This window comes from Micromonospora sp. NBC_00860 (assembly GCF_045207375.1).
Taxonomy (GTDB): domain Bacteria; phylum Actinomycetota; class Actinomycetes; order Mycobacteriales; family Micromonosporaceae; genus Micromonospora; species Micromonospora vinacea.
This window is the reverse complement of sequence record NZ_CP108825.1, coordinates 2,908,472-2,933,199: the sequence shown is the minus strand read 5'-3', so window position 1 is coordinate 2,933,199 and position 24,728 is coordinate 2,908,472. Positions and strand designations below refer to the sequence as shown.

The window sequence follows — 24,728 nt, the reverse complement described above, 5'->3', positions numbered from 1 at the left end:
ATTACGGTAGAAGCGAAGGCAATTCAACGTAGATCTGCCGGCGAAGCGAGGAACCACATGACGGAAGTCAAGCTCGATCACCCCGGTGGGCAGCTGTCGATGCCGGTGCATCCTGCGGTCGAGGGCCCCGCCGGTATCGGGGTGAGCAAGCTGCTGAAGGAAACCGGGATGACCACGTACGACCCCGGTTTCGTCAACACCGCCGCTGCCTCATCCGCGATCACCTACATCGACGGCGACGCGGGGATCCTGCGTTACCGGGGGTACCCGATCGAGCAGTTGGCCGAGAAGTCCTCCTTCCTGGAGGTCTCCTACCTGCTCATCTACGGTGAGCTGCCGACGGAGCAGCAGCTGACCGAGTTCACCGAGTGGATTCGGCGGCACTCGCTGCTGCACGAGGAGATGCGCCGCTTCTTCGACGGCTTCCCCCGGGACGCCCACCCGATGGCGGTGCTCTCGTCCGCGGTGAGCGCCCTGTCCACCTTCTACCAGGACAGCCTGGACCCGTTCGACTCCGAGCACGTGGAGATCTCCACGGTCCGGCTGATGGCGAAGGTCCCCACCATCGCCTCGTACGCCTACAAGAAGTCCATCGGTCAGCCGCTGCTGTACCCGGACAACTCGCTGGGGTACGTGGACAACCTGCTGCGGATGACGTTCGGTGTGCCGGCGGAGCCGTACGAGGTCGACCCGGTGATGTCGAAGGTGCTGGACATGCTCTTCGTCCTGCACGCCGACCACGAGCAGAACTGCTCCACGTCGACCGTCCGCCTGGTCGGTTCCAGCAACGCCAACCTGTTCGCCTCGGTCTCGGCCGGCGTGAACGCGCTGTTCGGCCCGCTGCACGGCGGCGCGAACCAGGCGGTGCTGGAGATGCTCCAGCAGATCCACGCCGGCGACGGCGACGTCCGGTCCTTCGTCCGCAAGGTCAAGGACAAGCAGGACGGCGTCAAGCTGATGGGCTTCGGCCACCGGGTCTACAAGAACTACGACCCGCGGGCGGCGATCGTCAAGAAGGCCGCGCAGGACGTGCTGGGCCGGATGGCCAAGCCGGACCCGCTGCTGGACATCGCCATGGAGCTGGAGGAGATCGCCCTCGCCGACGACTTCTTCGTCTCCCGTCGGCTCTACCCGAACGTGGACTTCTACACCGGCCTGATCTACAAGGCCATGGGTTTCCCGACCAAGATGTTCACTGTGCTCTTCGCGCTCGGCCGGCTCCCCGGCTGGATCGCCCAGTGGCGCGAGATGATCAGCGACCCGGAGACCAAGATCGGCCGTCCGCGGCAGGTCTACGTCGGCTCCGCCGAGCGGGACTACGTCCCCTTCGGCGAGCGCTGACCCGCTCCTCGCCTCACCAGCAGGCCGTCGACCCCTCCGGGTCGGCGGCCTGCCGCGTTCCCGCAGTCCGATCCGCCCCGCCCCGCCCCGCCCCGCCCCGCCCCGGCGCGCCCCGCCCCGCCCCGGCGCGCCCCGCCCCGCCCCGCGCCGCCCCGCCCCGGCCCGCCCCGGCATGATCGACTCGGGTTCCTTGAAGGCGCGGTGTTCCTCGCGCTTGGGCACCCCGATTTTCAGGAAGCCGAGTCGATCACGGGCCGGGACGCCCCGACTTTCGGGAAACCGAGTCGATCACGGGCGGCGGCGGGTGATCGGCGACCGGGTGGGCGGTCAGAAGGCGGAGATGTCCTGGGCCCGCTCGCTGCGGCTGAACGCGCTGATCAGCGCGGACTGGCCACGGCGGCGCACTGCCAGTCGGACCAGCAGGTCGCGGACGGGCTCGAAGACGTCCGCCGGGAACTCCGGCGTGGGTACGCCGACGCTCACCGCGAGGTCGTCGGAGTGGACCACGATCTCCAGCTGACGGGTGAGCAGGAAGTCACCGCGCCGCAGCGACCAGCCCTGCCACGGGATCGGCACGACCTCACGGGCGGCACCCCGCGAGAGCAAGTCAGCGACCTCCTCCACCGCCCGGGCGGAACGGGCGTGCAGGTCGGCCGGCCCGCGTGCGGCGTCGGCCTCGTCTGGGCCGGAGGCGACCGTGTCCCTGTCCGGGGATCCTTCGGAGACCCAGGCGGCCCGCTCGTAATGGTTGTCGGCCGACTCCAGGACCGGCAGGTCGGTCGGCATCGGCAGTAGCTCCGCCGCGCGGACCGCCTGACGTCCCAGGTGGCACGCCAGGCCACCAACGGACAGGTGCGGCAGCGCACTCGGGTTCGACCACCGCTCGGTCACCTCGGGGCGTCGGATCAGGTCCAGCGCGATCGAGGCGGCGACCGGAAAGCTGGCATCCAGGGCGTCGACAGGGCGAGACATTCGCACATTCTGACAGCCCCGGCCGGCAGCCGCCGAGCTGCGGCCCCAGCCTGACGGGTTGACACTGGGCGGCTCGGCGGCGAGTTGCGGGCCCTGGCCTGACGGCTTGACACTGGGCGGCTCGGCGGCGCTCTACTCGCCCGGCGCTCCGGCGCTCCGGCGCTCAGCTCCCAGCGTGGAACTGCCCGGCGCACTCGTCACGGCATGATCGACTCGGCTTTCCGGAAGTCGCGGGGTCCCCGGCACCGGGACAACCCGACTTCAAGAGAACCGAGTCGATCAACCGTAAGTCGGGGCATCCCCTGCACCGGGACGCCCCGACTTCATGAAAACCGAGTCGATCAACCCTGCCCGGGTCCGAGCCCGAGGCCAGCCCGATGCCAGCCCGGGCCCGAGGCCAGCCCGAGCCCGAGGCCAACCCGAGCCCGAGGCCAGCCCGAGCCGGTCCGAGGTCAGCCCGAGCCGGTCCGAGGTCAGCCCGAGCCCAAGCCGGAGTCGGGCCTGGACGACGAAGGTCAGCGCAGGCCGGCGGCGGCGAGGAGGTTGCCCTCGGGGAGCGCCGGGAGGGCGCGGCCCTGGGACATCCGCTGCTCGGCGCGCTCGGCGGTGAACGCGGCGTCGTGGTGGATGGCGGCGGCGTAGCTGGCGGCGGTGCGGTGGGCGATGGCGGCCCAGCCGTACTGGTCGTGGACCAGCCGGCGAGCTCGGCGGGCCATGACGCGGGCGCGGTCGGGGTCCGACAGCAGGGCGTCCACGGCGTCGGTCAGGCTGTCCGGGTCGTGCGGGCGGAAGGTCATCCCGGCGACGCCCGGTTCGACGATCTCGGCGAGGCCACCGGTCGCGGCGACGGCGAGGGGAGCGCCGGCCGCGGCGCCCTCCAGGGCGACCATGCCGAACGGCTCGTAGATGCTCGGCACGGCGAAGCAGTCGGACGCGGCCATCAGCGCCGGCAGGTCGGTGCCGCCGAGGAAGCCGGGCATGGTGACCATGCCGCCCAGGCCGCGGCGGTGCACCTCGGCCTCCAACTCGGCGCGGTACGGGCCGTCGCCGGCGATCACGGCACGCAGCCCGGGGTGCCGCTCGCGCAGTCGGGGCAGCGCGGCGATCAGGTGCTGCACGCCCTTCTCGTACACCAGGCGGCCGGCGAAGGTGACCAGCGGGCCGTTTCCGGCGAAGCGGGCGCGGGCGGCGGCCACGGCACGGGCGGGCACCCGCCAGCGGTGCGGCTCCACGCCGTTGGCGACCACGTCGACCCGCCCGGCCGGTACGCCGAAGAGCGCGTTCACCTCGTCGCGCATGTACCCGGAGCAGACGATCACCCGGTTGGACTCGCTGCTGAGCCACTGCTCGACACCGTGGATGGTGCGGTTCATCTCCTCGGGCAGCCAGCCCTGGTGCCGGCCGGCCTCGGTGGCGTGGATGGTGCTGACCAGCGGGATGTCCAGGTGGTCGCGCACCGTCATCGCGGTGTGCGCGACGAGCCAGTCGTGGGCGTGGATGACGTCGTAGGAGCCGGCCTGGGTGGCGCGTAGGGCGGTGCGGGTGAGGGTGTGGTTGAAGGCCATGGTCCAGGCCAGCAGGGAGTTGGTGGCGAGGGGGAAGGTGACCGGGTCTTCGGGGGCGCGCAGGATGCGCACGCCGTCGGCGTATTCCTCCAGGGGTGCGCCCTCGGTGTGGCGGGTGACGACGGTGACCTCGTGGCCGGCGGCGGCGAGGGCGACGGAGAGGGCGTGCACGTGTCGGCCGAGACCGCCGACGAGCACCGGCGGGTACTCCCACGACAGCATGAGGATGCGGCGGGTCTGCGGGGGCACCCCGGGGCCGGGCTGCGCCGGCACGGGCGTGCCGGGCTGCGCGGCGGGACCGGGCTGCGCCGGGGGGCGGGAGGTCACTGTGGGCCGGTGGGCCCGGTCCTTGGTGGCAGCGAGCTGCTCGTCGACCCGCAGGGTCGTCACATCAATCTCCGTCCATGCATGGTGGTACGCGCCGGCGTCAGTGGCGGCGGAGCGAGAGGTGTAAGGGGTGGCCGAGGGCCTGGCGGGCACGCGCGAACGCTTGTCCCCGGTCAAGGAAAGTGCATCGGACCCAAGAACGCACCTCGAAAAGGGTCATCGTGACGGAGGACACCCGATGGGTGTAGCGCGCATCAGACAGGTGGTTTCCGCCCACCGCCTGAAAGGATGGATTGGCGCGCCCGGGCCGGGGGCACTACCTGCGTGCGCGCGGGCGATCTCGGCCGGTGCGCACATAACCATGGTCTAAGGAGCGACATGCAGGTCTGGCCGGGCGAGCGGTATCCCCTGGGCGCCACCTACGACGGGATGGGCACCAACTTCGCCATCTTCTCCGAGGTGGCCGAGCGGATCGAGCTGTGCCTCTTCGACGAGTGGGACACCGGCGCGGAGCGCCGCGTCGAGCTGCGCGAGGTCGACGCGTACGTGTGGCACGCGTACCTGCCGGGCATCGAGCCGGGCCAGCGCTACGGCTACCGGGTGTACGGCCCGTACGACCAGGCGAACGGGCTGCGCTGCAACCCGCACAAGCTGCTGATCGACCCGTACGCCAAGGCCATCGACGGTGACGTGGAGTGGGACCCGGCGGTCTACGACTACGACCTGGACGAGCCGGAGCGGATGTCGGAGGCCGACTCGGCGCCGTTCATGCCGAAGTCGGTGGTGGTCAACCCGTACTTCGACTGGGGCAACGACAAGCCGCCGCGCACTCCTTACCACCACTCGGTGATCTACGAGGCGCACGTGCGCGGGCTGACCATGCGCCACCCGGACATCCCGGAGGAGCTGCGCGGCACGTACGCGGGCATCGCCTCCCCGCCGATGATCGACTACCTGACCCGGCTCGGGGTGACGGCGATCGAGCTGATGCCGGTGCACCAGTTCATCCACGACAACCGGCTCGTCGACCTGGGGCTTCGCAACTACTGGGGTTACAACACCATCGGCTTCTTTGCCCCGCACCACGGCTACTCCGCGTTGGGCCGGCTCGGCCAGCAGGTGCAGGAGTTCCGGGGCATGGTGAAGGCGCTGCACGCGGCCGGCATCGAGGTCATCCTCGACGTGGTCTACAACCACACCGCCGAGGGCAACCACCTCGGCCCGACGCTGAGCTTCAAGGGTGTGGACGCCCCGAGCTACTACCGGCTCAGCGAGGAGGACCCCCGCTACTTCGTCGACTACACGGGCACCGGCAACAGCCTCAACGTGCGCAGCCCGCACTCGCTGCAACTGATCATGGATTCGTTGCGTTACTGGGTGACCGAGATGCACGTCGACGGCTTCCGGTTCGACCTGGCGGCCACCCTGGCCCGGGAGTTCTACGAGGTGGACCGGCTCTCCACCTTCTTCGAGGTGGTGCAGCAGGATCCGGTGGTCAGCCGGGTGAAGCTCATCGCCGAGCCGTGGGACGTCGGCCCCGGCGGCTACCAGGTGGGTAACTTCCCGCCACTGTGGACGGAGTGGAACGGCAAGTACCGCGACACCGTGCGGGACTTCTGGCGCGGCGAGCCGGCCACCCTGGCCGAGTTCGCGTCCCGGATCTCCGGCTCCGCCGACCTCTACCAGGACGACGGCCGCCGGCCGTTCCACAGCATCAACTTCGTCACCGTGCACGACGGGTTCACCCTCAACGACCTGGTGTCGTACAACGACAAGCACAACGAGGCCAACGGCGAGGAGAACCGCGACGGCGAGAGCCACAACCGGTCCTGGAACTGCGGCGTCGAGGGCGACACCGACGACGAGGCGGTCCTCGCCCTGCGGGCCAAGCAGCGGCGCAACTTCCTGGCCACCCTGATGCTGTCGCAGGGCGTGCCGATGATCGGCCACGGTGACGAGCTGGGCCGCACCCAGCACGGCAACAACAACGTCTACTGCCAGGACAGCGAGCTGGCCTGGGTCGACTGGGACAACGCCGACGAACAGCTGCTGGACTTCGTCCGCACGCTCACCGCGTTCCGCAAACGTCACCAGGTGTTCCGCCGTCGCCGGTTCTTCACCGGGTTGCCGGTGAACGGGCGCGGCATCGACGAGCCGCTGCCCGACCTGGCCTGGTACACCCCCGACGGGCGGGAGATGACCGGCGAGGACTGGGGCAACGACTTCGGCCGCTCGGTGGCGCTCTTCGTCAACGGCGAGGGCATCCGCGAGCGCGGCCAGTACGGCCAGAAGCACCACGACGCGTCGTTCCTGCTCTGCTTCAACGCCCACGACGCGCCCTTGGACTTCACCATGCCCGGCAGCGAGTACGGCCAGAAGTGGGAACGGGTGATCAGCACGGCCCAACCCGAGCCCGGCGACGCCACGGTGATCAGCGCGGGCGGCACCATCCGGGTGCCGGACCGTTCCCTCGTCGTGCTGGAGAGGACGATCTGACATGCCGGCCACCCCTCCCAAGGCCACCTACCGGATCCAGGTCCGCCCAGGCTTCGACCTGGACGCCACCGCCGCGATCGTCGACTACCTGGACGACCTCGGCGTCAGCCACCTCTACAGCGCCCCGCTGCTGACCGCCACCCCCGGCTCCCAGCACGGCTACGACGTGGTCGACCACCGGGCCGTCAACCCGGAGCTGGGCGGGGAGGCCGCCCGGCAGCGGCTGCTGGCAGCGCTACGCGACAAGCACCTCGGCCTGGTCGTCGACATCGTGCCCAACCACGCCGGGGTCGCCGTCCCCGCCGCCAACCCCGCCTGGTGGGACGTGCTGCGCCGGGGGCGCGACTCGACGTACGCCGACTGGTTCGACATCGACTGGGACCGGGGCCGGCTGCTGCTGCCGGTGCTGGCCGACGACCCCGCCGCCCTCGACGACCTCAAGGTGGTCGACGGGGAGCTGCGCTACCACGAGCACCGCTTCCCGGTCGCCGACGGCACCGGCGACGGCAGCGCCCGAGAGGTGCACGACAGGCAACACTACGAGCTGGTCTCCTGGCGGCGCGGTGACGCCGAGCTGACGTACCGCCGATTCTTCGCCATCGCGGGCCTGGCGGGTCTGCGCGTGGAGGACCCGGCGGTCTTCGCCGCCACCCACGAGCTGATCCTGCGCTGGGCGGCCGCCGGGGAGGTCGACGGCATCCGCGTCGACCACCCGGACGGCCTGCGCGACCCGGCCGGCTACCTGGCCCGGTTGCGGGCCGCCGCGCCCGACGCCTGGCTCGTGGTGGAGAAGATCCTGGAGTACGGCGAGGAGCTGCCGGACTGGCCGGTGGACGGCACCACCGGATACGACGCCCTGGCCGCGGTCAGCGGGCTCTTCGTCGACACCGACGCCGAGGGCGACTTCACCGCGCTGGACAACCGCCTCACCGGGCGGCACACCTCCTGGGAGGACCTGACCCACGCCACGAAACTGGCCGCCGCCACCCAACTGCTCGCCGCCGAGCTCACCCGGTTGGCCGCCCTCGCCCCCGAGGTGCCCACCGAGCAGGCTGGCGCGGCGCTCGCCGAACTGGCCGCCGCGTTCCCGGTCTACCGGGGCTACCCGCCGCACGGCGCCCGGTACCTCGCCGCCGCCCGCTCCGAGGCCGGCCGCCGCCGCCCCGACCTGGCCGGTGCCCTGGACGCGGTCACCCGCCGACTGCGCGACCCCTCCGACGAGCTGGCCCAACGGTTCCCGCAGCTCACCGGCGCGGTGATGGCCAAGGGCGTGGAGGACACCGCGTTCTACCGCTGGACCCGGTTCGTGGCGCTCAACGAGGTCGGCGGCAGCCCCGCCCACTTCGGGGTGCCGCCGGCGGAGTTCCACCGCTTCGCCTCTGCCCACCAGGTCCGCTGGCCCGCCAGCATGACCAGCCTCTCCACCCACGACACGAAACGCAGCGAGGACGTCCGCGCCCGGCTCGCGGTGCTCAGCGAACTGCCGGGCCGCTGGGCCGAGCAGGTCAAGGCCTGGATGGAGTACGCGCCGCTGCCCGACCCGGCCTTCGCCCACCTGCTCTGGCAGACCGCCGTCGGCGCGTGGCCGATCGAACGGGAACGGCTGCACGCGTACGTCGAGAAGGCCGCCCGGGAGGCCGGGGCCTCGACCAGTTGGGCGAACCCCGACCCGGCCTTCGAGCAGGCAGTGCACGCCGTTGTCGACCGGATGTACGACGACCCGAGCCTGCACGACGAGCTGACCGAACTCGCCGCCGCGATCACCCCGGCCGGCTGGTGCAACTCGCTCGGGCAGAAGCTCATCCAGCTCACCATGCCCGGGGTGCCGGACACCTACCAGGGCACCGAGCTGTGGGACAACTCCCTCGTCGACCCGGACAACCGCCGCCCGGTCGACTTCGACGTACGCCGAGAGCTGCTGGCACGCATCGACGGCGGCTGGCGTCCCCCGGTCGACACCGACGGAGCGGCGAAGCTGCTCGTCGTGTCGCGGACCCTGCGGCTGCGGCGGGCGCACCCGGAGCTGTTCACCACCTACCGGCCGGTGCCCGCGCACGGGCCGGTGGGCCGGCACGTGGTGGCCTTCGACCGGGGCGGCGTGATCGCCGTGGCGACCCGGCTGCCCCTGGGCCTGGCCCGCGCCGGTGGGTGGTGTGACACAGCCCTGTCACTTCCCGTTCACGAGGTGAAGGACCTGTTCACCGGCCGGGTCTACAGTGGCGGGGAGACCCCACTGGACGACCTTCTGGCCGACTATCCCGTGGCTCTGCTGGCTCCTCTCACCGTTGCCGAGGAGGCCGTTTCATGACCGAATTCTCCGTCTGGGCACCGGACGCCGAGCGGGTGCGGCTGCGCCTGGCCGGCGACACCGACCACGAGATGCGCGCCGCCGCCGACGGCTGGTGGCGGGTCGAGGTGCCCGACGCCGGCCCCGACTACTCCTTTCTGCTGAACGACGACGAAACCCCACTGCCCGACCCCCGGTCACCGTGGCAGCCTGCGGGAGTGCACGGGCCCAGCCGCCGCTACGACCACGCCGAATTCGCGTGGTCCGACAGCCTGTGGACCGGCCGGCAACTGCCCGGCAGCATCCTCTACGAGCTGCACATCGGCACCTTCACCCCGGAAGGCACCTTCGACGCGGCCATCGACCGCCTCGACCACCTCGTCTCCCTGGGCGTCGACCTGATCGAGCTGCTCCCGGTCAACGCCTTCAACGGCGAACACAACTGGGGGTACGACGGCGTCTGCTGGTACGCCCCACACGAGCCCTACGGCGGCCCCGACGGCCTGAAACGGTTCGTCGACGCCGCCCATGCCAAGGGGTTGGGGGTGATCCTCGACGTTGTCTACAACCATTTCGGGCCCTCCGGGGCCTACGCGCCGCGGTTCGGGCCCTACCTCGCCGAGCAGAGCAACAGTTGGGGCCGCTCGATCAACCTGGACGGCCCGCACTCCGACGAGGTACGCCGCTACATCATCGACAGCGTGCTCATGTGGCTGCGCGACTACCACGTCGACGGGCTGCGGTTGGATGCCGTGCACGCGCTGCGCGACTCGCGGGCGGTGCCCATCTTGGAAGAGCTGGCTGTTTCCGTCGAATCGTTGTCGACGCACCTGGGGCGGCCGCTGTCGCTCATCGCCGAATCGGACCTCAACGACCCGCGGCTCATCACGCCGCGCGAGGCGGGTGGGTTCGGGCTGCACGCCCAGTGGAACGACGACGCGCACCACGCGCTCCACACGTTGCTGACGGGGGAGCGGCAGGGGTACTACGGGGACTTCGGCTCCCTGGAAACGCTGTCGGACGTGCTGACCGGCGGGATCTTCCACGCCGGCACCTGGTCCAGCTTCCGCAACCGGCACCACGGGCGGCCTGTCGATCCTCGGGTGCCGGGGCACCGGTTCGTGGCCTACCTGCAGAACCACGACCAGATCGGTAACCGGGCCACCGGGGATCGGATCTCCGCCTCGCTGTCGCCCTCGCTGCTGCGGGTCGGGGCCGTGCTGCTGATGACGGCGCCGTTCACTCCCATGCTGTTCATGGGGGAGGAGTGGGCTGCCTCAACGCCCTGGCAGTTCTTCACCTCGCACCCCGAGCCGGAGTTGGCAGCTGCGGTGCGGACCGGGCGGCGGCGGGAGTTCGCTGCGCACGGGTGGCCGGAGGGGGACGTGCCGGATCCGCAGGACCCGGAGACGTTCGTGCGGTCGCGGTTGGACTGGGCGGAGCTGGACAAGCCTGAGCATCGGGAGATGTTGGCGTTCTACCAGCGGTTGATCGCCCTGCGTCGGTCTCTTCCTGATCTTTCGGATCCTCGGTTGAACGCTGTCTCTGTGCAGCATGGGGACCAGTTCCTGGTGATGCGGCGGGGGGACACGCTTGTTGTCGCCAACCTTGCGGGGCGGGGGCAGGGGATTTCGCTGCCTGGGGTGGTTCGACGGGTGTTGCTGGCTACGGGGGAGGGGGTCACGGTCATGCGGGACCGGATCCAGTTGCCGGCGGAGACTGCGGCGATCGTGGCGCTCTGACCAAGGTGCGACCTCAGAAACACCCGTGTCGTGTACCAGGGCACCATCCAGCGCCGAAGCAGTCGCCACGGCTTGACCGATCTGCGGAACAGGATGCGCATGATTCGTCAGGTCGTTTTCCGAACCGGGCAGTGCCGGTGATGCCCGCACGAGCCGGCCGGCTGCGTCCGCGATGACCTGCACGTTCACGCCGTGGCGTGTGTGCTTGCTGCTGTAGTACGGCTTCTGCTCGTGATCCGGTCGATCGAAATCAGCGTCCTGTCCAGCACCGCGCGCCAGCAGCCGGATGCGCCGCATCGGGGTGTCCAGGTCGTCGGTTGGCGAGTTGAGCAGGGCTACCGCCTCTTGGGCGTCGCGCCAAGCGGTGGCGACGCCGACCTCGAAACCGGCCGCGAGGGCCGCAGCGGCGGCGTAGAAGGAAGCCAGGTTCGCGTACCACGTGGCGGGCTCCGTCTGCGGTGATGCCTGCAGGTGGGGCTGTTTTCACGCACTAACCGAAATGAGTCAACTGGGTCTGACCGGCCAGCCGTCTGGCGGCCTCAGAGCCGCAGCAGCCCCGCGGCGAGCGACTCACGCAATCCGGCGGGCGGCTCCTGGTAGCCCTCGTCCCACAACGCACCGGGAAAGCCGCCGGCCGCGAACGCAGTGTTGAGATCGTCGACGAACCAGATCGCGGGCCCCACCTTCCCGTCGATTCCGGGGCCGGGCAGGTCGATGCCGTAGGGCGCGTCGCCGCTGATGTTCGCCTTGTGGAGCTCGTCGGGCGCGTAGTCGAGCTGGAACGGGATGCCGGCGTCCCGGCGCGCGGTGTCCCTGAGGTACGCGGCCTGCTCGGCCTCGTAGTAGGAGCGCGAGCCGCCCCGCTCGGCCCACTCGAGCTGCACCACCAACGGGTCCGCGAGCACGCTGGCCGGCCAACCCGGCAATTCCCCGACGAGCCACACATCGCCCACCTGCCGGATCCACGCGCTGATCGTCATCGGGAACGGCGCGAACGTCACCTCCAGCCAGTCGGCCAGCGCGGGCGCGCCCGGCGACGGGGGAACGTGGGCGCGACACGGCGTCCCCTCGTCGTCGTTCTCCTCCGCACGGAAGCCCCGCGCCTGCAGCCGCTCAACGAGCGTCTCGACGTTCCTGCGGGCACGGTCGGCGAACTCGCGCGCCACCGCCTCGGCGTCCTCGCGGTACGGGGCGTCGAAGACCCGTAGGCCAAGACCGCGCAGGTTGCGCCATACGTCGTCGGGATCACCGGACACGTACCGGGCGTGGAAGCTCACCACGGCCACCATCCTTGCAGAGAGTCACCAGCGTCGGCGGCGAGGTCTCGGTTGCCGACTCAGCTGGCGATCCGCAACGTTGTCAAGCAGCCGCGGCCGCTGGGCTCGGCGACCATCGCGATCAATGGCACGACACAGACCTTCGCCCCGCCATCCCCGCCGAGAAACAGGCCATCCTCGCGCGTATCTCGTTGACGTGGCGCGGGCGTACCTCCAGGTTGGTGACCTGCGCGGGGCTGCCCGCGCCCTGGTGGACGCAGACAGTGTCGCGCCGGCTGAGGTTCGGTGCCGGCCGTTGGCGCGTACCGTGATCGCCGAGGTTGCTCGCGCGCAGCCGGCGCCGGCCGGCGTGGCGCGACTGGCGACGTTGGTCGGCCTCACCCGCTGACTGGCCGGCTGCTCCGGCGCAGGACGATGGTGCGTGGCTACGCCGAAGCGTCATGATGCGCGGTCCTGACCCCGGTGCCCGGCATCGCGGTCAGGACCGCAGCCCGGGTCCTGCTCGACCGGCGACGGAAGCAGCTTCGCCGCCCCGCGGACTCACAGAATCGTTGTCAGCACACCTCCATCGACGCGTACCGCCGATCCGTTGATTGCCGATGCGGCGGGACTGGCGAGGAAGGTCACGGTGTTTGCGATCTCATCTGGTTCGATGAAGCGTCCCAGTAGGGAGGTCTGGTTGGCGCCGATGATCGCCACTTTCAGGTCGTCCTCGAGGAGGGATTGAGCATCAGCCAGCGACCTGACCGTTTCGGCGACGCCGGCGGAATATGTGGGGCCGCCCAGCACCGAGTTGACGGTCACCGCAGTGCCCTTCGTAAGCTTCGCCAGGCCGTTGCCCACTGCGAGCATCGCCGTCTTGGACGTGCCGTAGTGAAGCATGTCGGCGGGAATGTTGACGCCCGACTCGCTGCTCACGAACACGATCCGGCCCCACCCCCGATCGAGCATTGCCGGCATGAGGTGCCGCGCAAGCCGGACCCCGCTGAGCACGTTCACCTCGAAGTAGAGCCGCCAGTCCTCGTCGGAAATGAGGTCGAAAGGTTTGAGCTCAAAGAGCCCGACGTTGTTGATGAGAATGTCAACGGTGGGCAGTTCGTCGCACAGCCTGTCGACGTCATCGGCAACGGAGAAGTCGGCTTGGATACCAGTGACGGATACGCGGGGCGTCTCCCGACGCAACACGTCGACAGCCTCGGCCAGCTTTTCCGGGTCGCGGCCGTTGAGGACCACGTTGACACCCTCGCCGGCCAGGGCCTTCGCGGTTGCGTAACCGATGCCTTGACTGGATCCGCTGATGAATGCGGTCTTGCCGCTGAGCTGCAGGTCCACGTGCTGTTCTCCTAGTGAGTGGTCGCCGACTGGTGCCAGAACGGTGCACCTGCCCAACGTCGGCAGGCGTTCCTCTCGACCTTGCCGCAGACCGATGAGCATCTGATGAGCATCTGATGAGCACGGCGTCAGTGGCTGACGCTGGTGTGGTCGGACCGTTGGTACGTGCGGCCACGGCCGATTGATCTGACTGCGACGAAAGTCCCGCCTCGGGGGTTCCTGGGTCTGCCGTACCGAGCCGTGGTGTTGACCCACCCGCAACCGGGCGCTCCGCACGGCGGCTGCGGATACCGCCTCCGCACTCCAAATTGTGGGTCGGTGCCGTTGTGAACGACGGCGGTTTGGCCGGATCGTTCATCGCTGGGCGCCACCCGGGCGACTGGCCGCTGCCGGCGGCGACCCGATCCTGGCGGCAGCGGCAACCATCTCGGTAGCCCCGGCGTTACGCGCCTCTGCCCGGGACCGGCGATTCGTGGCGGTGTGACGTTGATGTCGAATCGCGTGGAGGGGGATGCGCGCGGATCGCGGCTAGAAGCGGAAGGCGAGCGAGGGTACGAGGATTGCGCGGGCGGCTCGTCGCTGGATCAGGCTGTGTTGTGCTGGCCGATGACCGGAGGGGTGATGGTGCACTCCCCTCGCCCGCGATGCCGTGGTGACCTTGGCCCAGCGTGCCTAGCGCCGAGCCATTCCCGACGAGTTGCGCCTGCTCGCCGGCCGCATCGGCATCAACCTGGCTGCATAACTGCCGGTAATCACGACATCGTCATCTCGTCCTACTGTCCGGTTTGGAACGTGAACGCGTCCTGATAGTCGACGCGGCAACGGTCGCTCCTGAGCAGCTGGGCCTCTACCGGAGGAGGCGGGGATGGGCGGTCCGTCGGGTGGCGCGCTGGCGGGAGCGGCGGTCGATCGGAGACTGCGGCGATCGTGGAGGTGTGACGTCAAGGTCGGATCGTGTGAAGGGTATTGCATGCCGCACCGGACTTTGGTCCCGGTAGCTGGCCGACCGCGAACTGACAACGCGACCGTTTCCGGTTGCCCGAGCGACGTAGCTTGGAGGACGGTGCCTCCTGATCGATGGCATGCCCGACTCACCGTTGGACGAGGAGAGCTGTGGACGCGAATTCGGTTACTGCCATCTGCGCAACTGTGATCGCCGTCGCTTCACTTGTGGTTTCGATTACGGAGGCAAGAGCAAGCCGAAGGCACAACTTCCAATCGATTCGTCCATTGTTGAGCCTGGACTGCCTCCGGTTGAATAGCGGCCTGGCCGGCATTCGAATCCGAAATGCCGGCCTTGGCCCGGCTATCATTCGGGTAACTACGCTGTATCTCGACGGCGATGAAGTCGGGCCGTGGGAGAAGCAGGTTGTCGATCCACTGCGCGGCACGTTCGCGGTCTGGCCAAACTTCTCAACCCTTCGCCCAGGTAAGCCCATCCCGGTTGGCCAGGAACTGATGATCCTTGCGGTAGAGGACTACCAGCCAGCGAGAGATGCCGAATTTTGGACGGCGGTGACCCAGCGGATCAGGATTCATGTGCAGTATGAATCGATATATGGCAACGAGCGGCAGGAGGCGTGGTTCGAAGGGTCCCCCCGTCATCAGATTGAACTTCCTTCGCACGAAAGGGATGATGCGGAATCTTCGATAAATAACGATGCGCAAACCGAGCCAAGCCAATATCTGTAGTGGCTGCCGCCACTCGTACACACTCTCGGTGTACCGTCCGAGGTGCGGGGGCAGCAGGGTGTGGCCGCTGTCCTGGTCCTCTACCTGGGGGTTGGCGAAGGCATGGTGACGAAGCCGGACACCATCGGTGCCAGGATCCGTTACTGGCGGATGCGCCGGGGTGGCATGACCCAGGCCGTCCTCGCCGGGCTCGCCGGTGTCACCCAGTCCTACATCTCGCAGGTCGAGTCGGGCCGGAAGACCATCGATCGTCGCTCCACTCTCGTCACTCTCGCCGCCGCGCTTCAGGTCACCGTGGCCGACCTGCTGGGCCAGGGCACCGAGTCCGGTGATCCGGCCCGTGAGAGCGCCGCCGAGTGTGTTCCGGCGATCTGGTCAGCCCTAATCGAGATCGAGGACGGCGAGCGCCGCCCGTCGACCTTCACCAAGGACCACCTGGCGCGCGAGGTCGCGCGCGCCGAGCAGCTTCGCACCTCCTGCAACTATCCGGCGATGGCTCGCATGCTGCCCAGCCTCCTGCTAGAAGCCGCCGCCGTAGGCGGCACCGTGCTCGTCCAGGTCGCCTACCAGGCCGCCACCTGCCTGCGGAACCTCGGCTACCGCCATTTGGCCCTCAACGCCGCCCGGTTTTCCGGGGCGGTCGCTGACGACACCGAAGATCCGGCATGGATCGCGGCCTCGCGCTTTGCCTATGCGCAGAGTCTGCCGATCGAATCAGCACCGGTCGCGGCCCGCGCCGCCGACCGGTCACTGATCGAGCTGCAAGCTGACGCCGCCGATGAGCGGGTGCGACAGATGCTCGGGCAGCTCCACCTCTCGGCGGCGCTGACCTCGGCGGTGAGTGGACGCCTGGACGTCGCGCGCGACCACCTTGCAGAGGCGGCTCGCGAAGCGGCGACCCTCGGGGATCCGGCCGATGGTGCGGGCTTCAACGGCTGCGGGTTCGGACCAACCAATGTCGGGCTGTGGGAGATGTCCATCGCCGCCGAGCAGGGCGAGTCGGGCCGGGTCATCGAGCTGTCTCGGACGGTCCGACCGCAGGTGCTCGCAGCGTCAATCCGCCAGCAGTCCTACTGGCTCGACCTCGGTCGCGCCCTGGCGGACGGCGGTCGTCGGGACGTCGAAGCCCTCGCCGCATTCGTGCAGGCCGAGCGAGCCGCACCGATCCCGTTCGCGATCAACCCCCTCGCCCGCGATGCCCTGGTGACCCTGGCCCAGCGCGCGCAACGTCGAGCCATCCCCGACGAGCTGCGCCTGCTCGCCGGCCGCATCGGCATCAACCTGGCCGCATAACTGCCAGTAATCACGCCATCACCAATCCGCTCTACTGTCCGGTTTGGGACGTGGGAGTCCCGACGGCCTGGTGCGGCAGTGGTTGATAGCGAGCCGTCCGGCCTCTACCGGAGGAGGCGGGGATGAGCGGTCTGGACGACACCGTTCTGGACAACAACGGTGAAGCGGCCGAGCGGGAGGCTGCCAAGCAGCGCCTCCTGGCCCAGGCCGAGGCGGACCGCGTACCCGTAAACGACACGACCCGTGCGGTCCCGGACCGGCGGTGGCGGCGTGACCAACGATGACGTCCCGATCGGCCGCCGCGTCGCCCGCTGGCGGGTCCGGCGGTCGATGACCCAGCAGATGCTCGCCGACCGGCTACGCAGGTCGAAGAGCTGGGTGGACAAGGTGGAGCGCGGCGTGCGCGCCCTGGACCGGTACTCGGTGATCCAGGAGTTGGCCCACGTTCTGCGGGTCGACCCGGAGGTGCTGCTCGGCCAGCAGCGGCCAACGCCGGCCGGCCCTCTGGACGGGGTGGACGACATCCGAGCCGCGCTCGCCTGCTACGACACCTCGCAAGCCCCACAGGAGACGGACGAGCTGAGAAGGCAGGTCGGGTACGCCTGGTTGAGCTACCAGCACGCGCACTACGGGCAGTTGGTGCGGGTGTTGCCGGGTCTGCTCGACGCCGCCCAGGCGACGCGATCACAAGAGTCGCTGGTGCAGGCGTACCGGATCACCTCGTCGCTGCTGGTGAAGCTCGGCGAGGCCGACCTCGGCTGGCTGGCCGCCGACCGGGCGATGTCCGCCGCTGGCGACGACCCGATCCTGGCCGCAACGGCGACCATCTCGGTAGCCCAGGCGCTCCGCGCCTCCAGCCGCGACCACCTGGCCCTAACAGCGGCCCTAACCGCCGCCAACCGCATCACCCCCACACCAGCCCACCCCCGTGATCATGAGGTTGACGGACTTCATGAAGATCAAAGCCACCGTCAACCTCATGATCACCGGGGCGGAGGCAGGGTCGCACCGCATCGGTCGGGGGGGAGTGGGCCGTGGGTGGGACGCTGCTGCTCCAGGCTGCCCTGGCCGCCGTCGGTTGCGGCGAGAGCCGCCGCGCCGACGAGCTGACCGACCGGGCCGCGGCCGTCGCCGCCAACCTTCGGGGGTACGACGATCAGCACCACACCAGCTTCGGGCCGATCGCCGTCGAGCTGGCGCGGGTGCTGGTGGCGGCCTCACGGGGTGACGCCGTTGAGGCGGTGCGGCGACATCCGGTGATTGTGCGGCGGGAGGCGTGGCGGCGGTTGCCGGCCGAGTACCGGGGCGCGTATCTGGTGGATGTCGCGCGGGCGTACCTCCAGGTGGGTGACGTGCGCGGCGCTGCCCGCGCAGTCGTGGACGCGGACAGCGTCGCGCCGGCTGAGGTCCGGTGCCGGCCGTTGGCGCGTACCGTGATCGCCGATGTTGCCCGCGCGCAGCCGGCGCCGGCCGGTGTGGCGCGACTGGCCAACCTGGTCGGCCTCACCCGCTGACCGACCTACCTGTTGGTTGCGGCTTGTCTCACCTCGTCGCCAGCACGCGTCGGCCGTTGGCGAGCCGGGCGCTCTTGGCCTGCTCGTAGCGTTCGATGTCGGCGGAGCGGGTCGCGATCGTGCGCTGTTGGTGCTCCACCATCGCGGCTTGCCAGATCGTCACGAGATCCGTGCTGTCCTTGCACGCGACGTCGGCTACCGCGGTCCGGCGCTCCACGTCGCTGGGATGGTCGGTGCTCCACTTCGGGTCGTCATTGGCCTGCCAGGGGTCGGCGTAGGTGAACCCCTTGTCAGCCATGCACGTCGACCAGGCCCGGAAGGCGGCCTGAACGCGACTGTCCTGTTCTGCCTGTTGGCCGGCTCGGAGGGCCATGTCGTACAGGAGCGATTCGCCGACCGGTGGCGCGCCTTCGGTCAGGCGCCGGCTCGCCTCGCCGAGGCAGCCGCCCTCAGGGATCCGGCCGCCGGCCGGCTCGGGTCCGTCGGTGCCGAACCGGGTGCCGGTCAGTGCCAGCGCCGTCCTTTCCGGAGGCGGTGGAGGCTTGTCCTCAGCCGCCTCACCGCCGGGTGCGGCGTGGTAACCGAGGCGCTGCGCCTGGTCGTGCTTGACCAGCCCGTACAACCCGTCGCGTGTGGCAGCCGGGTCGGTGTGGTGCGGATCCGGCGGCCGGTAGGAGATGCCGAGCCGGCGCATGCAGGCCACGACAAGTTTCGCCTCGGCCCGCTGGAGAAGCAGGTCCTCATCCCCGGACGGAAACAGTCGGTCCAACGGAAGGCTCGTGGTCGCCACCGGTGCTGGCCCTGCGGCCCGCCGCGCGGGCCCGCTCGAGTCACAGGCGGCCCCGGCACCGACGGTCAGACAGGCCAGCACCAGGGCCGCGAATTGCCTATGGATTGTGGGCATGAAGACCTCGCTCAGGGTGGAGGGGCCCGCGTCGCCCGCTACCTCACGGCCGACGCGAGCCCCTCGATGCGGTCCTAGGGGCGGCAGCGGGTTTGCGGTTGGCCGGCCCAGACAAAGCAGAACGAGTCGAATCGGTCGTTCCAGTCGTTCCCGTTCTGGTCCCGGTCCAGCGTCAGGTTCAGGGCCTCGTCGGACTGGCCGCTGTTTGCCTTCTGGCGCCAGAAGTAGAGGCCCTGGTAGTTCTCGTGCTCGAAGAGGCGGACCGGGTTCACCGGGTCGTAGTTGCGCAACGAGCTGACGTTGTCGTGCAGCGAGCAGTCCGAGGTGCAGGCAGCCACGAACGACCATTGCCGAAAGTTCGCAGTGGTCGAGAGGGTGTCGTAGCGACCGGCGCGCAGGTCGTTGTTCTGCCACATGCACAGTTCGCCGCTCTCGCACACGCCGTTGCGCGACGTCGCCGCCTGGGCCGGGCTGGCCACGGCCAGGAGCCCGCCGGCCGCCAGCGCCAACGCACCGAAGAACGCCAGGATTTGTCGCTTCATGAGTCTCCTTAGCTGGGGGATCTTTCCGCCGGAGCTGAGTGGTTGTGCTGGTGGCACCGGTGTGGACGGCGTCAGTCAACCTCGGGGATAGCGGCGCAGCCGAGACATTCGAACCAGTTCGAATCTCGACCCTGTCCCGCGTTCCCGGGTTGCCGCTGAGGGTCCGCCCGGGTTTGGTGAGGGGCGCCCAGGTGCGTCCGCGCGGGGGTGGTCGGTGGGCGGCCGTTGGCGCGTACCGTGATCGCCGAAGTTGCCCGCGCGCAGCCGGCGCCGGCCGGCGTGGCGCGACTCGCCACGCTGGTCGGGCTCACGAGATGAAAGGTCGCCGTCCTGCTATGCGCGGCCGACCCAGGTGGCGACGCACGCCTCGTTGCCCTCGGCGTCGGCCAGGACCCACCACATGGGTGCGTGCGCGTCGGAGACCAGGTTGCCGCCGAGGGCCAGGGCGGCGGCGATGCGAGCCTCTGCCTGATCGTGCGCGACAGGTCGCATGGATTGCGGCAGATTCTCGCGTCTGGTCTTGGTTTGGACGCTGCGGTGTCGGTCAGCCATCTCCGCCAGGCCGTGGCGGATGCTGCTCCTGGGTCAGCTTCTCCGTCAATCGTGTCGGCCCGGTGCTACGGTTCGGCCCGTGCTGAAGGTGCTTGTCAGCGGATGCTTGCAGGGGCGGGCGCTGCGTTACAACGCGACATATGTGCCGGTGAACTCGCTGATCTGGGACCGCTGGTCGGCCGAAGGACGCCTCGTGCGGTTCTGTCCGGAGGTCGCGGTGGGATTCCCGATTCCTCGCCCGCCCGCCGAGATAGTAGGGGGGACTGCGGGGGACGTTCTCGCGGGTTCCGCGCGGGTTGAAGAAGCCACCGGCGCAGACGTCACCAACCTGTTTAGGCTCGCCGCTCGACGAGCACTGGATCGGGCGGTGGAGGCAGGCGTCGCGCTCGCGATCCTTGTCGACGGCAGCCCAACCTGCGGCAGTAGCGTGATCTATGACGGCTCGTTCACCGGGCGTACCGTGCCCGGACGGGGAGTAGCCGCAGAGGAACTGCTACGTCACGGCATACCGGTGTTCCACGAAGGGCAGCTTGCGCAAGCCGCAGCGATGCTCGCTGACCTGGAGAAGTCAGAGCGCTGCACCGGGTAGCGAGCCCAGCGCCGTCAGCGGTCGGTAAGTCGGCCACAGGTCCGGAAGATGTCTCTCATCTTTCACGACCACCGTGCACATTCGACGTCGAGGCGTGGGTCGGTACGCACCCAGACTTCGCCCCCGACGGCCCCAGCCGGGGCGTCGACCCGTTCGAGCCCGAGGAACTCGATCAGTTGGAGAAGTTCGGCTCGTTCGGCCCGGTCATCGTCGACATCATGCGAGTCGAAGAAGACGTAGTACTTGTCGCTCGGGTCGACGATGCCGGAATCTGCCCAGATCCGTCCGACTTCTTCGATCGCCGCTGCTTCCGTCGTGAACGTGGCGGCGCGGGCGGCACCGCGGGTCTCCGGCGACGCGTCGAGGTCGGAGAGGTCGGAGAACCACTGACCGAAGTGGTCGAGGCCGGCATATCCGTTCTCGAAGAACAGCATCGCGCTCGGAAGGTAGCGGTTGGCCCTCTCGACCCGGAGGTGTTCCGACCGAGGTTGGTCCGCATCCTTGATCCGGGAGATCACACCCAGACGGGGCATGAGTACCAGACTCTGCCTCGCCGCTTCGTCAGTGATGGTGTAGGTGTCAGACTCTCGACCCTGGAAGAACGCGGAGAACGCCACGTAGGCCTCCTGCGGGTCGCCCACGGAGACGTGTTGATCGTTGCCATCACCGACGGCGAAGACGAACTGCTTCGGTCCGGGACTGTAGGGGCGGGCCATGTGCGTCCTTCGGTCACGTGGGATAGATCCGCCAGCGTAGTGGACCGAGGGGACATGTCCGCGGCCCTGATCAGAGGCGTGCTGTGCGCGCTTACCCTGCGCCAGCGACCAGCCGCCCGCAAGCCCTGAACCAGACCGCGATCGAGCGGGGTTTCCGGGAACGTGAGGTTCGGGCATGTACCTGGGCACTGCTGGAGGGGAGATTCGGCAATGCTGGTAACTGGTTATCTCGGCGCGGTGCTCATCGGTGCTCTCGTCGGCCTGCTCGGCCGACTCATCCTGCCGGGGAGGCAGCGGATCGGTTTCTTCGCCACGTTCGTCATCGGCGTCGGCTCGGCGGTGCTGGGCACCGTGGTCGCCAGGGCGCTTGATATCGACGACGGAGCCGGCGTGAAGGTGTGGGTGCTGCGCTGGGACTGGGTCGTGCTCGCGATCCAGGTCGGCGTCGCGATCATCGCCGTGGCGCTGGCGAACATGCTCACCTTCACCCGGCTTGCCGGCGGCGACGAGAAGCCCCGTCGGCGGGTCCGCCGCAGCCAGGCCAAGGGCTGAACGAGCGAGCCCCCCGGGGGCCGCAACGTGCGCTGCCCTGTCGTCGGCTGTCCCAGCCGACCTGTCCGGGATGCCAGCGGAGGGACCACCCGTCCGAGTGGTCCCTCCGCTGGTTTGCTGGTGAGTGGCTAAACTTCCGGTTGGCAGTTCCTGTGCTCTGCTGCGGCGGGCGCAGCCTCGGGAGGGTGTTCCCGCACCCTCTCGAGGGCCCGCCCCATCAGACGGCGCCTACTCGCAGAAGACCCGCACTGTGGCATCGGGTGAATCCACCTCCACTGTCATCTCGTCGAGGTGCTCCACGAGCGCCTCCAACTGCTCGGGCTTGAGCTGCGTCAGGTCGATCGGCACACCCGAGTCGCTGAGTGAGGCATTGGCCTTGGCCAGGGCCTGCGGCGGGACCAGCGCCGCCAGCCGTACGCCGGCGCGCAGCAGTTGCAGTGGCACCCGTACGTTGACCCGCGACGGCTCGCCGTTGTCGGTGGCGTCCACCAGCACCCGCAGGTACTTCACCTTGCCCTTCGGCCGGGCGTCGTGACTCGCCGTCGCCGGTGCCTGGTCCCGTTCGAGTGCGGCGATGAGCTGCTCCGCCTCGTCGGCGGTGATTTTGCCGGCGGCCAGCATGTCGAGGATGTCCTTGCGTTGTTCGGTCATTCGAACCTCTCCTATCGGATAGCCACGAGCACGGCCGTGCGGCAGTGCTCGATGTCGAAGCGGGCGCCGGGCAGCGCCGAGATGACACGCCAAACGGCGCCGAGTGCCCGCACCACACCGATGCGGAACACGACGCAGGCCACGATCGCCGCCAACACGACCAGGACCACGACCGGGAAGAGCAGAAGCGCCACAGGGAGCACCGGAACCCAGACGCGGATGGGCCGGCGGTCCGGGCGGTTGACCTTGACGGTCACCAACTGCGGCATCACGGCCGGCCGTCCAACTCGGCCAACGCCTGCTGTGCGGTGATCTCACCGCGGCGCAACCGGTCGATGACGTCGGCTCGCGAGGGCGCCGGGTCGGTCTCGACGAAGTCGAGCATCTGCGTGATCCGGTTGAGCCGGGACTTGATCGTCGGGTAGCTCACCCCGAAGATGCGTTCCATCTCCTTGATCGAACCGTGGCAGCGCACGAACGCCGTGACGAAGACCTGATCATCGACGTTGAGCTGAGCCAGTTGCGGTGGCTCGAACTCGCCCTCGATCGCGACGCCGTTGCTCGCCAGGCGCACCCGCTCGACGACGAACGGCTGCCCCCGCGTCAGGCTGGTGAGTTCCTGCCAGTCCATCGCCTGTTCTGTCATATGTAATGTGTAACTCAGAAATCTTTAACTTCCAAGAGCTGGACCTTAATTTTCTTAAGATGCGCTCTCGTGATCATGGCTCGGTGGCAGGAGCAGGCCGTCGGTATGATGCGGGGATGGGCAGGTTCCTGGCGCTCTTCAACGGCGCGGCTGACGAGGCCGACAAGGCCGACCTCACCGAACAGCAGCAGACCGAGTTCATGGACGCGTGGGCGTCGTGGGCGCAGGCCAACGAGAAGGCCATCGTCGACCCCGGCGCTCCCCTGTACGCAAAGAAGCTGGTCACGGCGCGCGGTGTCGAGGACTTCACCGATTCCCTGATCGCCTACACCATTGTGGAAGCGGGCTCGCACGACGAGGCGGTCCAGATCTTCTCCGGGCACCCGCACCTGGCGCTGTTCGCCGGAAACTCGATAGCGGTCCTGGAGTGTCCGCCGCCGCCAAGCTGACACTCAACGCCGCTCGTCGGGGACGATTAGGCTGCCCGACCGCGGGTTCGCGCTGCGCCTCGCCGGCGGTCGGCACGATCCACTCGCCTTCACGGAAGTCGGGGTGTCTCGGCTCCGTAGACACCCCGACTTCACGAAACCCGAGTCGATCATTTGCCGCCGACGCAGCCGCGCCTATGCGCCCAGGATGGCCTTGAGGGCCGTGTCGAGTGCCTGGTCTGCCGGCACGGGTACGTCGGGGATCACTCCGACGCCCTCCCAGTTGGTGCCGGTGACGCTGTTGATGGTGCGCGCGGTCGGCACGGTCACGAGGATGTGTTCGGTGACCGGGTGGCGGGCCGTCGGATGCGCGCCGCCACGCGTCGTCTCACCGACGACGACCGCCCGGCCGTGCGCCTGAAGGGTGTACGCCACATCCTCGCCCCCGGAGAACGTCATCGCGCTGGTGAGCACGTGGACCGGGCGGTCCGCGTAGCGGGGCGCGGGCAGGTGCGCTGTCGTCCAGAACTGGCGGGTGGCGCCGGTGGACCGCTCGTAGAAGTCGTTGAGGTGCACCTGGTCGTCGCGGAAGAAGTAGCTGCACCACATCGCGGCTCCCTCCGGTGTTCCGCCGGAGCAGGCGCGCAGGTCCAGGATGAGCGCTGAGCTGAGGGCGACCAGTTGCATGGCCGCGCCGATCGCGGCGGCGCCTTCGTCGGCGTACGCGATGCGCCGCACGTCGATGAGCCCGACGTTGCCGTCCAGGTGCTCGACCCGGCGAATCCCCTGGTTCTCCGCCCTGAGCAGCGCGAGGAAGGCGGCCCGCCCGCCGTCTTCGTCCGCTGGATCCAGCGACTGCGGCTGGTCCGACCACAGCAGCCGCAGATGCTTGTCCGGGCACACCTTCTGAAGGTGAGCGGTCACCGTCTCGCAGAGCGCCGGCCCGTCCAGGTTGTCGTACTCGCCTGCCACGAGACGGCGCCGGATCGCGGCGTCGATGTCCGCGACCTTCTCAGGAAAGACGTACCCCGCCTCGATCCGGTCCAGGGCCTGCCCGATTATCTGTTCGTTTGAGAGCACGGCGGGCCACGGTAGACCGCAAACAGCCTTATGGCCACCGGGTTTCGCACTGACCCAGGTGCCACGAGGTGTGGCCGCGCTGTCAGGTGTCAGCGCGTCGCCGTCGTTCTCTCCGCACGAAGCCCACGGCCACGAGGAGCAACCCAACCGCGATCAATCCGCCGGCCAGGTACCGAAGGGCTGGTTGCACCTCCGGCCAGGCGAACTGCACTGCGGCGATCAACACGAAG

General features: G+C 69.1%; 24 protein-coding genes and 2 pseudogenes. 13 read left to right on the top strand and 13 right to left on the bottom strand.

Annotation, left to right across the window (positions count from 1 at the left end):
* Positions 1-57: 57 nt before the first annotated feature.
* Positions 58-1,341: a citrate synthase gene (locus tag OH804_RS13540; RefSeq protein WP_091408199.1), complete on the top strand. Its 1,284-nt coding sequence runs from the start codon at positions 58-60 to the stop codon at positions 1,339-1,341.
* A 327-nt stretch (positions 1,342-1,668) separates the two neighbouring features.
* Here the strand turns inward: OH804_RS13540 and OH804_RS13535 are convergent, their stop codons facing one another.
* Positions 1,669-2,313 carry a maleylpyruvate isomerase N-terminal domain-containing protein gene (locus OH804_RS13535; protein ID WP_406065441.1) on the bottom strand — a complete coding sequence of 215 codons (645 nt, stop codon included), beginning with the start codon at positions 2,311-2,313 and terminating at the stop codon, positions 1,669-1,671.
* 515 nt (positions 2,314-2,828) lie between these two features.
* Positions 2,829-4,268 carry a glycosyltransferase family 4 protein gene (locus OH804_RS13530; protein WP_406065439.1) on the bottom strand — a complete coding sequence of 480 codons (1,440 nt, stop codon included), beginning with the start codon at positions 4,266-4,268 and terminating at the stop codon, positions 2,829-2,831.
* Between the two features lie 315 nt (positions 4,269-4,583).
* Between OH804_RS13530 and glgX the strand changes: the two genes are divergently transcribed.
* The 3 genes from glgX to treZ are packed head-to-tail and all read left to right on the top strand — an operon-like array spanning position 4,584 to position 10,730.
* Positions 4,584-6,701: a glycogen debranching protein GlgX gene (glgX, locus tag OH804_RS13525; protein ID WP_196922778.1), complete on the top strand. Its 2,118-nt coding sequence runs from the start codon at positions 4,584-4,586 to the stop codon at positions 6,699-6,701.
* 1 nt (position 6,702) lies between these two features.
* Positions 6,703-9,009 carry a malto-oligosyltrehalose synthase gene (gene treY / locus OH804_RS13520; RefSeq protein ID WP_196922779.1) on the top strand — a complete coding sequence of 769 codons (2,307 nt, stop codon included), beginning with the start codon at positions 6,703-6,705 and terminating at the stop codon, positions 9,007-9,009.
* Positions 9,006-10,730 (top strand): malto-oligosyltrehalose trehalohydrolase, encoded by a 1,725-nt coding sequence (gene treZ / locus OH804_RS13515; protein ID WP_406065436.1) that lies wholly within the window; start codon positions 9,006-9,008, stop codon positions 10,728-10,730. The genes treY and treZ overlap by 4 nt, the downstream gene beginning before the upstream one ends.
* 105 nt (positions 10,731-10,835) lie before the next feature.
* On the opposite strand, the pseudogene OH804_RS13510 reads toward treZ, so the two are convergent.
* Together OH804_RS13510 and OH804_RS13505 are read right to left on the bottom strand one after the other, a co-directional pair.
* Positions 10,836-11,126: pseudogene (locus tag OH804_RS13510) on the bottom strand (transposase family protein); the annotation flags it as partial.
* A gap of 143 nt (positions 11,127-11,269) precedes the next feature.
* On the bottom strand, positions 11,270-12,010 hold the full coding sequence (locus OH804_RS13505; protein WP_196922781.1) for a hypothetical protein: 741 nt from the start codon (positions 12,008-12,010) through the stop codon (positions 11,270-11,272).
* Between the two features lie 193 nt (positions 12,011-12,203).
* Between OH804_RS13505 and OH804_RS13500 the strand changes: the two genes are divergently transcribed.
* Entirely contained in the window at positions 12,204-12,395 is a 192-nt protein-coding gene (locus OH804_RS13500) for a hypothetical protein (protein ID WP_231392632.1), read from the top strand.
* Positions 12,396-12,547: 152 nt separating this feature from the next.
* Here OH804_RS13500 and OH804_RS13495 read toward each other — a convergent pair whose 3' ends face one another.
* Positions 12,548-13,339: an SDR family NAD(P)-dependent oxidoreductase gene (locus tag OH804_RS13495; protein WP_196922782.1), complete on the bottom strand. Its 792-nt coding sequence runs from the start codon at positions 13,337-13,339 to the stop codon at positions 12,548-12,550.
* Between the two features lie 1,113 nt (positions 13,340-14,452).
* Between OH804_RS13495 and OH804_RS13490 the strand changes: the two genes are divergently transcribed.
* The 5 genes from OH804_RS13490 to OH804_RS13470 all read left to right on the top strand — a co-directional run bounded on the left by OH804_RS13490 (position 14,453) and on the right by OH804_RS13470 (position 17,838).
* Positions 14,453-15,031 carry a hypothetical protein gene (locus OH804_RS13490; protein WP_196922783.1) on the top strand — a complete coding sequence of 193 codons (579 nt, stop codon included), beginning with the start codon at positions 14,453-14,455 and terminating at the stop codon, positions 15,029-15,031.
* Positions 15,032-15,133: 102 nt separating this feature from the next.
* Positions 15,134-16,324: a helix-turn-helix domain-containing protein gene (locus OH804_RS13485; protein WP_196924926.1), complete on the top strand. Its 1,191-nt coding sequence runs from the start codon at positions 15,134-15,136 to the stop codon at positions 16,322-16,324.
* 122 nt (positions 16,325-16,446) lie between these two features.
* Complete coding sequence (locus OH804_RS13480; protein ID WP_406065433.1) at positions 16,447-16,608, top strand: hypothetical protein; 162 nt, start codon at positions 16,447-16,449, stop codon at positions 16,606-16,608.
* On the top strand, positions 16,595-17,434 hold the full coding sequence (locus OH804_RS13475; RefSeq protein ID WP_406065431.1) for a helix-turn-helix domain-containing protein: 840 nt from the start codon (positions 16,595-16,597) through the stop codon (positions 17,432-17,434). Before OH804_RS13480 ends, OH804_RS13475 begins: the two co-directional genes overlap by 14 nt.
* Positions 17,359-17,838 (top strand): hypothetical protein, encoded by a 480-nt coding sequence (locus OH804_RS13470; protein ID WP_196922784.1) that lies wholly within the window; start codon positions 17,359-17,361, stop codon positions 17,836-17,838. Before OH804_RS13475 ends, OH804_RS13470 begins: the two co-directional genes overlap by 76 nt.
* A gap of 28 nt (positions 17,839-17,866) precedes the next feature.
* Here the strand turns inward: OH804_RS13470 and OH804_RS13465 are convergent, their stop codons facing one another.
* From OH804_RS13465 to OH804_RS13455, 3 genes and pseudogenes are all read right to left on the bottom strand, one after another.
* Positions 17,867-18,607 carry a hypothetical protein gene (locus tag OH804_RS13465; protein ID WP_406065429.1) on the bottom strand — a complete coding sequence of 247 codons (741 nt, stop codon included), beginning with the start codon at positions 18,605-18,607 and terminating at the stop codon, positions 17,867-17,869.
* 209 nt (positions 18,608-18,816) lie between these two features.
* The gene (locus OH804_RS13460) at positions 18,817-19,284 is read right to left on the bottom strand and encodes a peptidase inhibitor family I36 protein (RefSeq protein WP_196922786.1); all 468 of its coding nucleotides are present in this window, start codon (positions 19,282-19,284) and stop codon (positions 18,817-18,819) included.
* A 333-nt stretch (positions 19,285-19,617) separates the two neighbouring features.
* Positions 19,618-19,767, bottom strand: a pseudogene (locus tag OH804_RS13455) (VOC family protein); the annotation flags it as partial.
* 148 nt (positions 19,768-19,915) lie between these two features.
* Here OH804_RS13455 and OH804_RS13450 point away from each other — a divergent pair.
* Positions 19,916-20,425 (top strand): DUF523 domain-containing protein, encoded by a 510-nt coding sequence (locus OH804_RS13450; RefSeq protein ID WP_196922787.1) that lies wholly within the window; start codon positions 19,916-19,918, stop codon positions 20,423-20,425.
* A gap of 62 nt (positions 20,426-20,487) precedes the next feature.
* Here OH804_RS13450 and OH804_RS13445 read toward each other — a convergent pair whose 3' ends face one another.
* Positions 20,488-21,042 carry a hypothetical protein gene (locus OH804_RS13445; protein WP_406065427.1) on the bottom strand — a complete coding sequence of 185 codons (555 nt, stop codon included), beginning with the start codon at positions 21,040-21,042 and terminating at the stop codon, positions 20,488-20,490.
* Between the two features lie 309 nt (positions 21,043-21,351).
* Between OH804_RS13445 and OH804_RS13440 the strand changes: the two genes are divergently transcribed.
* The gene (locus OH804_RS13440; protein ID WP_196922788.1) at positions 21,352-21,693 is read left to right on the top strand and encodes a GlsB/YeaQ/YmgE family stress response membrane protein; all 342 of its coding nucleotides are present in this window, start codon (positions 21,352-21,354) and stop codon (positions 21,691-21,693) included.
* 228 nt (positions 21,694-21,921) lie between these two features.
* On the opposite strand, the gene OH804_RS13435 is transcribed toward OH804_RS13440, so the two are convergent.
* From OH804_RS13435 to OH804_RS13425, 3 genes are read right to left on the bottom strand one after another with little or no spacing between them, the layout of a single operon-like run.
* Positions 21,922-22,344 carry an SHOCT-like domain-containing protein gene (locus OH804_RS13435; protein WP_196922789.1) on the bottom strand — a complete coding sequence of 141 codons (423 nt, stop codon included), beginning with the start codon at positions 22,342-22,344 and terminating at the stop codon, positions 21,922-21,924.
* An 11-nt stretch (positions 22,345-22,355) separates the two neighbouring features.
* Positions 22,356-22,613 (bottom strand): hypothetical protein, encoded by a 258-nt coding sequence (locus tag OH804_RS13430; RefSeq protein ID WP_196922790.1) that lies wholly within the window; start codon positions 22,611-22,613, stop codon positions 22,356-22,358.
* Entirely contained in the window at positions 22,613-22,990 is a 378-nt protein-coding gene (locus tag OH804_RS13425) for a DUF2089 domain-containing protein (RefSeq protein WP_196922791.1), read from the bottom strand. Before OH804_RS13425 ends, OH804_RS13430 begins: the two co-directional genes overlap by 1 nt.
* Before the next feature lie 116 nt (positions 22,991-23,106).
* On the opposite strand from OH804_RS13425, the gene OH804_RS13420 reads away from it, so the two are divergent.
* Complete coding sequence (locus tag OH804_RS13420; RefSeq protein WP_196922792.1) at positions 23,107-23,439, top strand: hypothetical protein; 333 nt, start codon at positions 23,107-23,109, stop codon at positions 23,437-23,439.
* 174 nt (positions 23,440-23,613) lie between these two features.
* Here the strand turns inward: OH804_RS13420 and OH804_RS13415 are convergent, their stop codons facing one another.
* Positions 23,614-24,498 (bottom strand): S41 family peptidase, encoded by an 885-nt coding sequence (locus tag OH804_RS13415; RefSeq protein WP_196922793.1) that lies wholly within the window; start codon positions 24,496-24,498, stop codon positions 23,614-23,616.
* Between the last annotated feature and the right edge of the window lie 230 nt (positions 24,499-24,728).

Bases quoted from the DNA above. Each gene is read 5' to 3' on its own strand.
- OH804_RS13420 (WP_196922792.1), top strand. From the start codon at position 23,107: ATGGGCAGGTTCCTGGCGCTCTTCAACGGCGCGGCTGACGAGGCCGAC.
- OH804_RS13430 (WP_196922790.1), bottom strand. From the start codon at position 22,613: ATGCCGCAGTTGGTGACCGTCAAGGTCAACCGCCCGGACCGCCGGCCC.
- OH804_RS13425 (WP_196922791.1), bottom strand. From the start codon at position 22,990: ATGACAGAACAGGCGATGGACTGGCAGGAACTCACCAGCCTGACGCGG.
- OH804_RS13485 (WP_196924926.1), top strand. From the start codon at position 15,134: ATGGTGACGAAGCCGGACACCATCGGTGCCAGGATCCGTTACTGGCGG.
- OH804_RS13460 (WP_196922786.1), bottom strand. From the start codon at position 19,284: ATGAAGCGACAAATCCTGGCGTTCTTCGGTGCGTTGGCGCTGGCGGCC.
- OH804_RS13435 (WP_196922789.1), bottom strand. From the start codon at position 22,344: ATGACCGAACAACGCAAGGACATCCTCGACATGCTGGCCGCCGGCAAA.
- OH804_RS13480 (WP_406065433.1), top strand. From the start codon at position 16,447: ATGAGCGGTCTGGACGACACCGTTCTGGACAACAACGGTGAAGCGGCC.
- OH804_RS13535 (WP_406065441.1), bottom strand. From the start codon at position 2,313: ATGTCTCGCCCTGTCGACGCCCTGGATGCCAGCTTTCCGGTCGCCGCC.
- OH804_RS13540 (WP_091408199.1), top strand. From the start codon at position 58: ATGACGGAAGTCAAGCTCGATCACCCCGGTGGGCAGCTGTCGATGCCG.
- OH804_RS13440 (WP_196922788.1), top strand. From the start codon at position 21,352: ATGCTGGTAACTGGTTATCTCGGCGCGGTGCTCATCGGTGCTCTCGTC.
- treY (WP_196922779.1), top strand. From the start codon at position 6,703: ATGCCGGCCACCCCTCCCAAGGCCACCTACCGGATCCAGGTCCGCCCA.
- treZ (WP_406065436.1), top strand. From the start codon at position 9,006: ATGACCGAATTCTCCGTCTGGGCACCGGACGCCGAGCGGGTGCGGCTG.
- glgX (WP_196922778.1), top strand. From the start codon at position 4,584: ATGCAGGTCTGGCCGGGCGAGCGGTATCCCCTGGGCGCCACCTACGAC.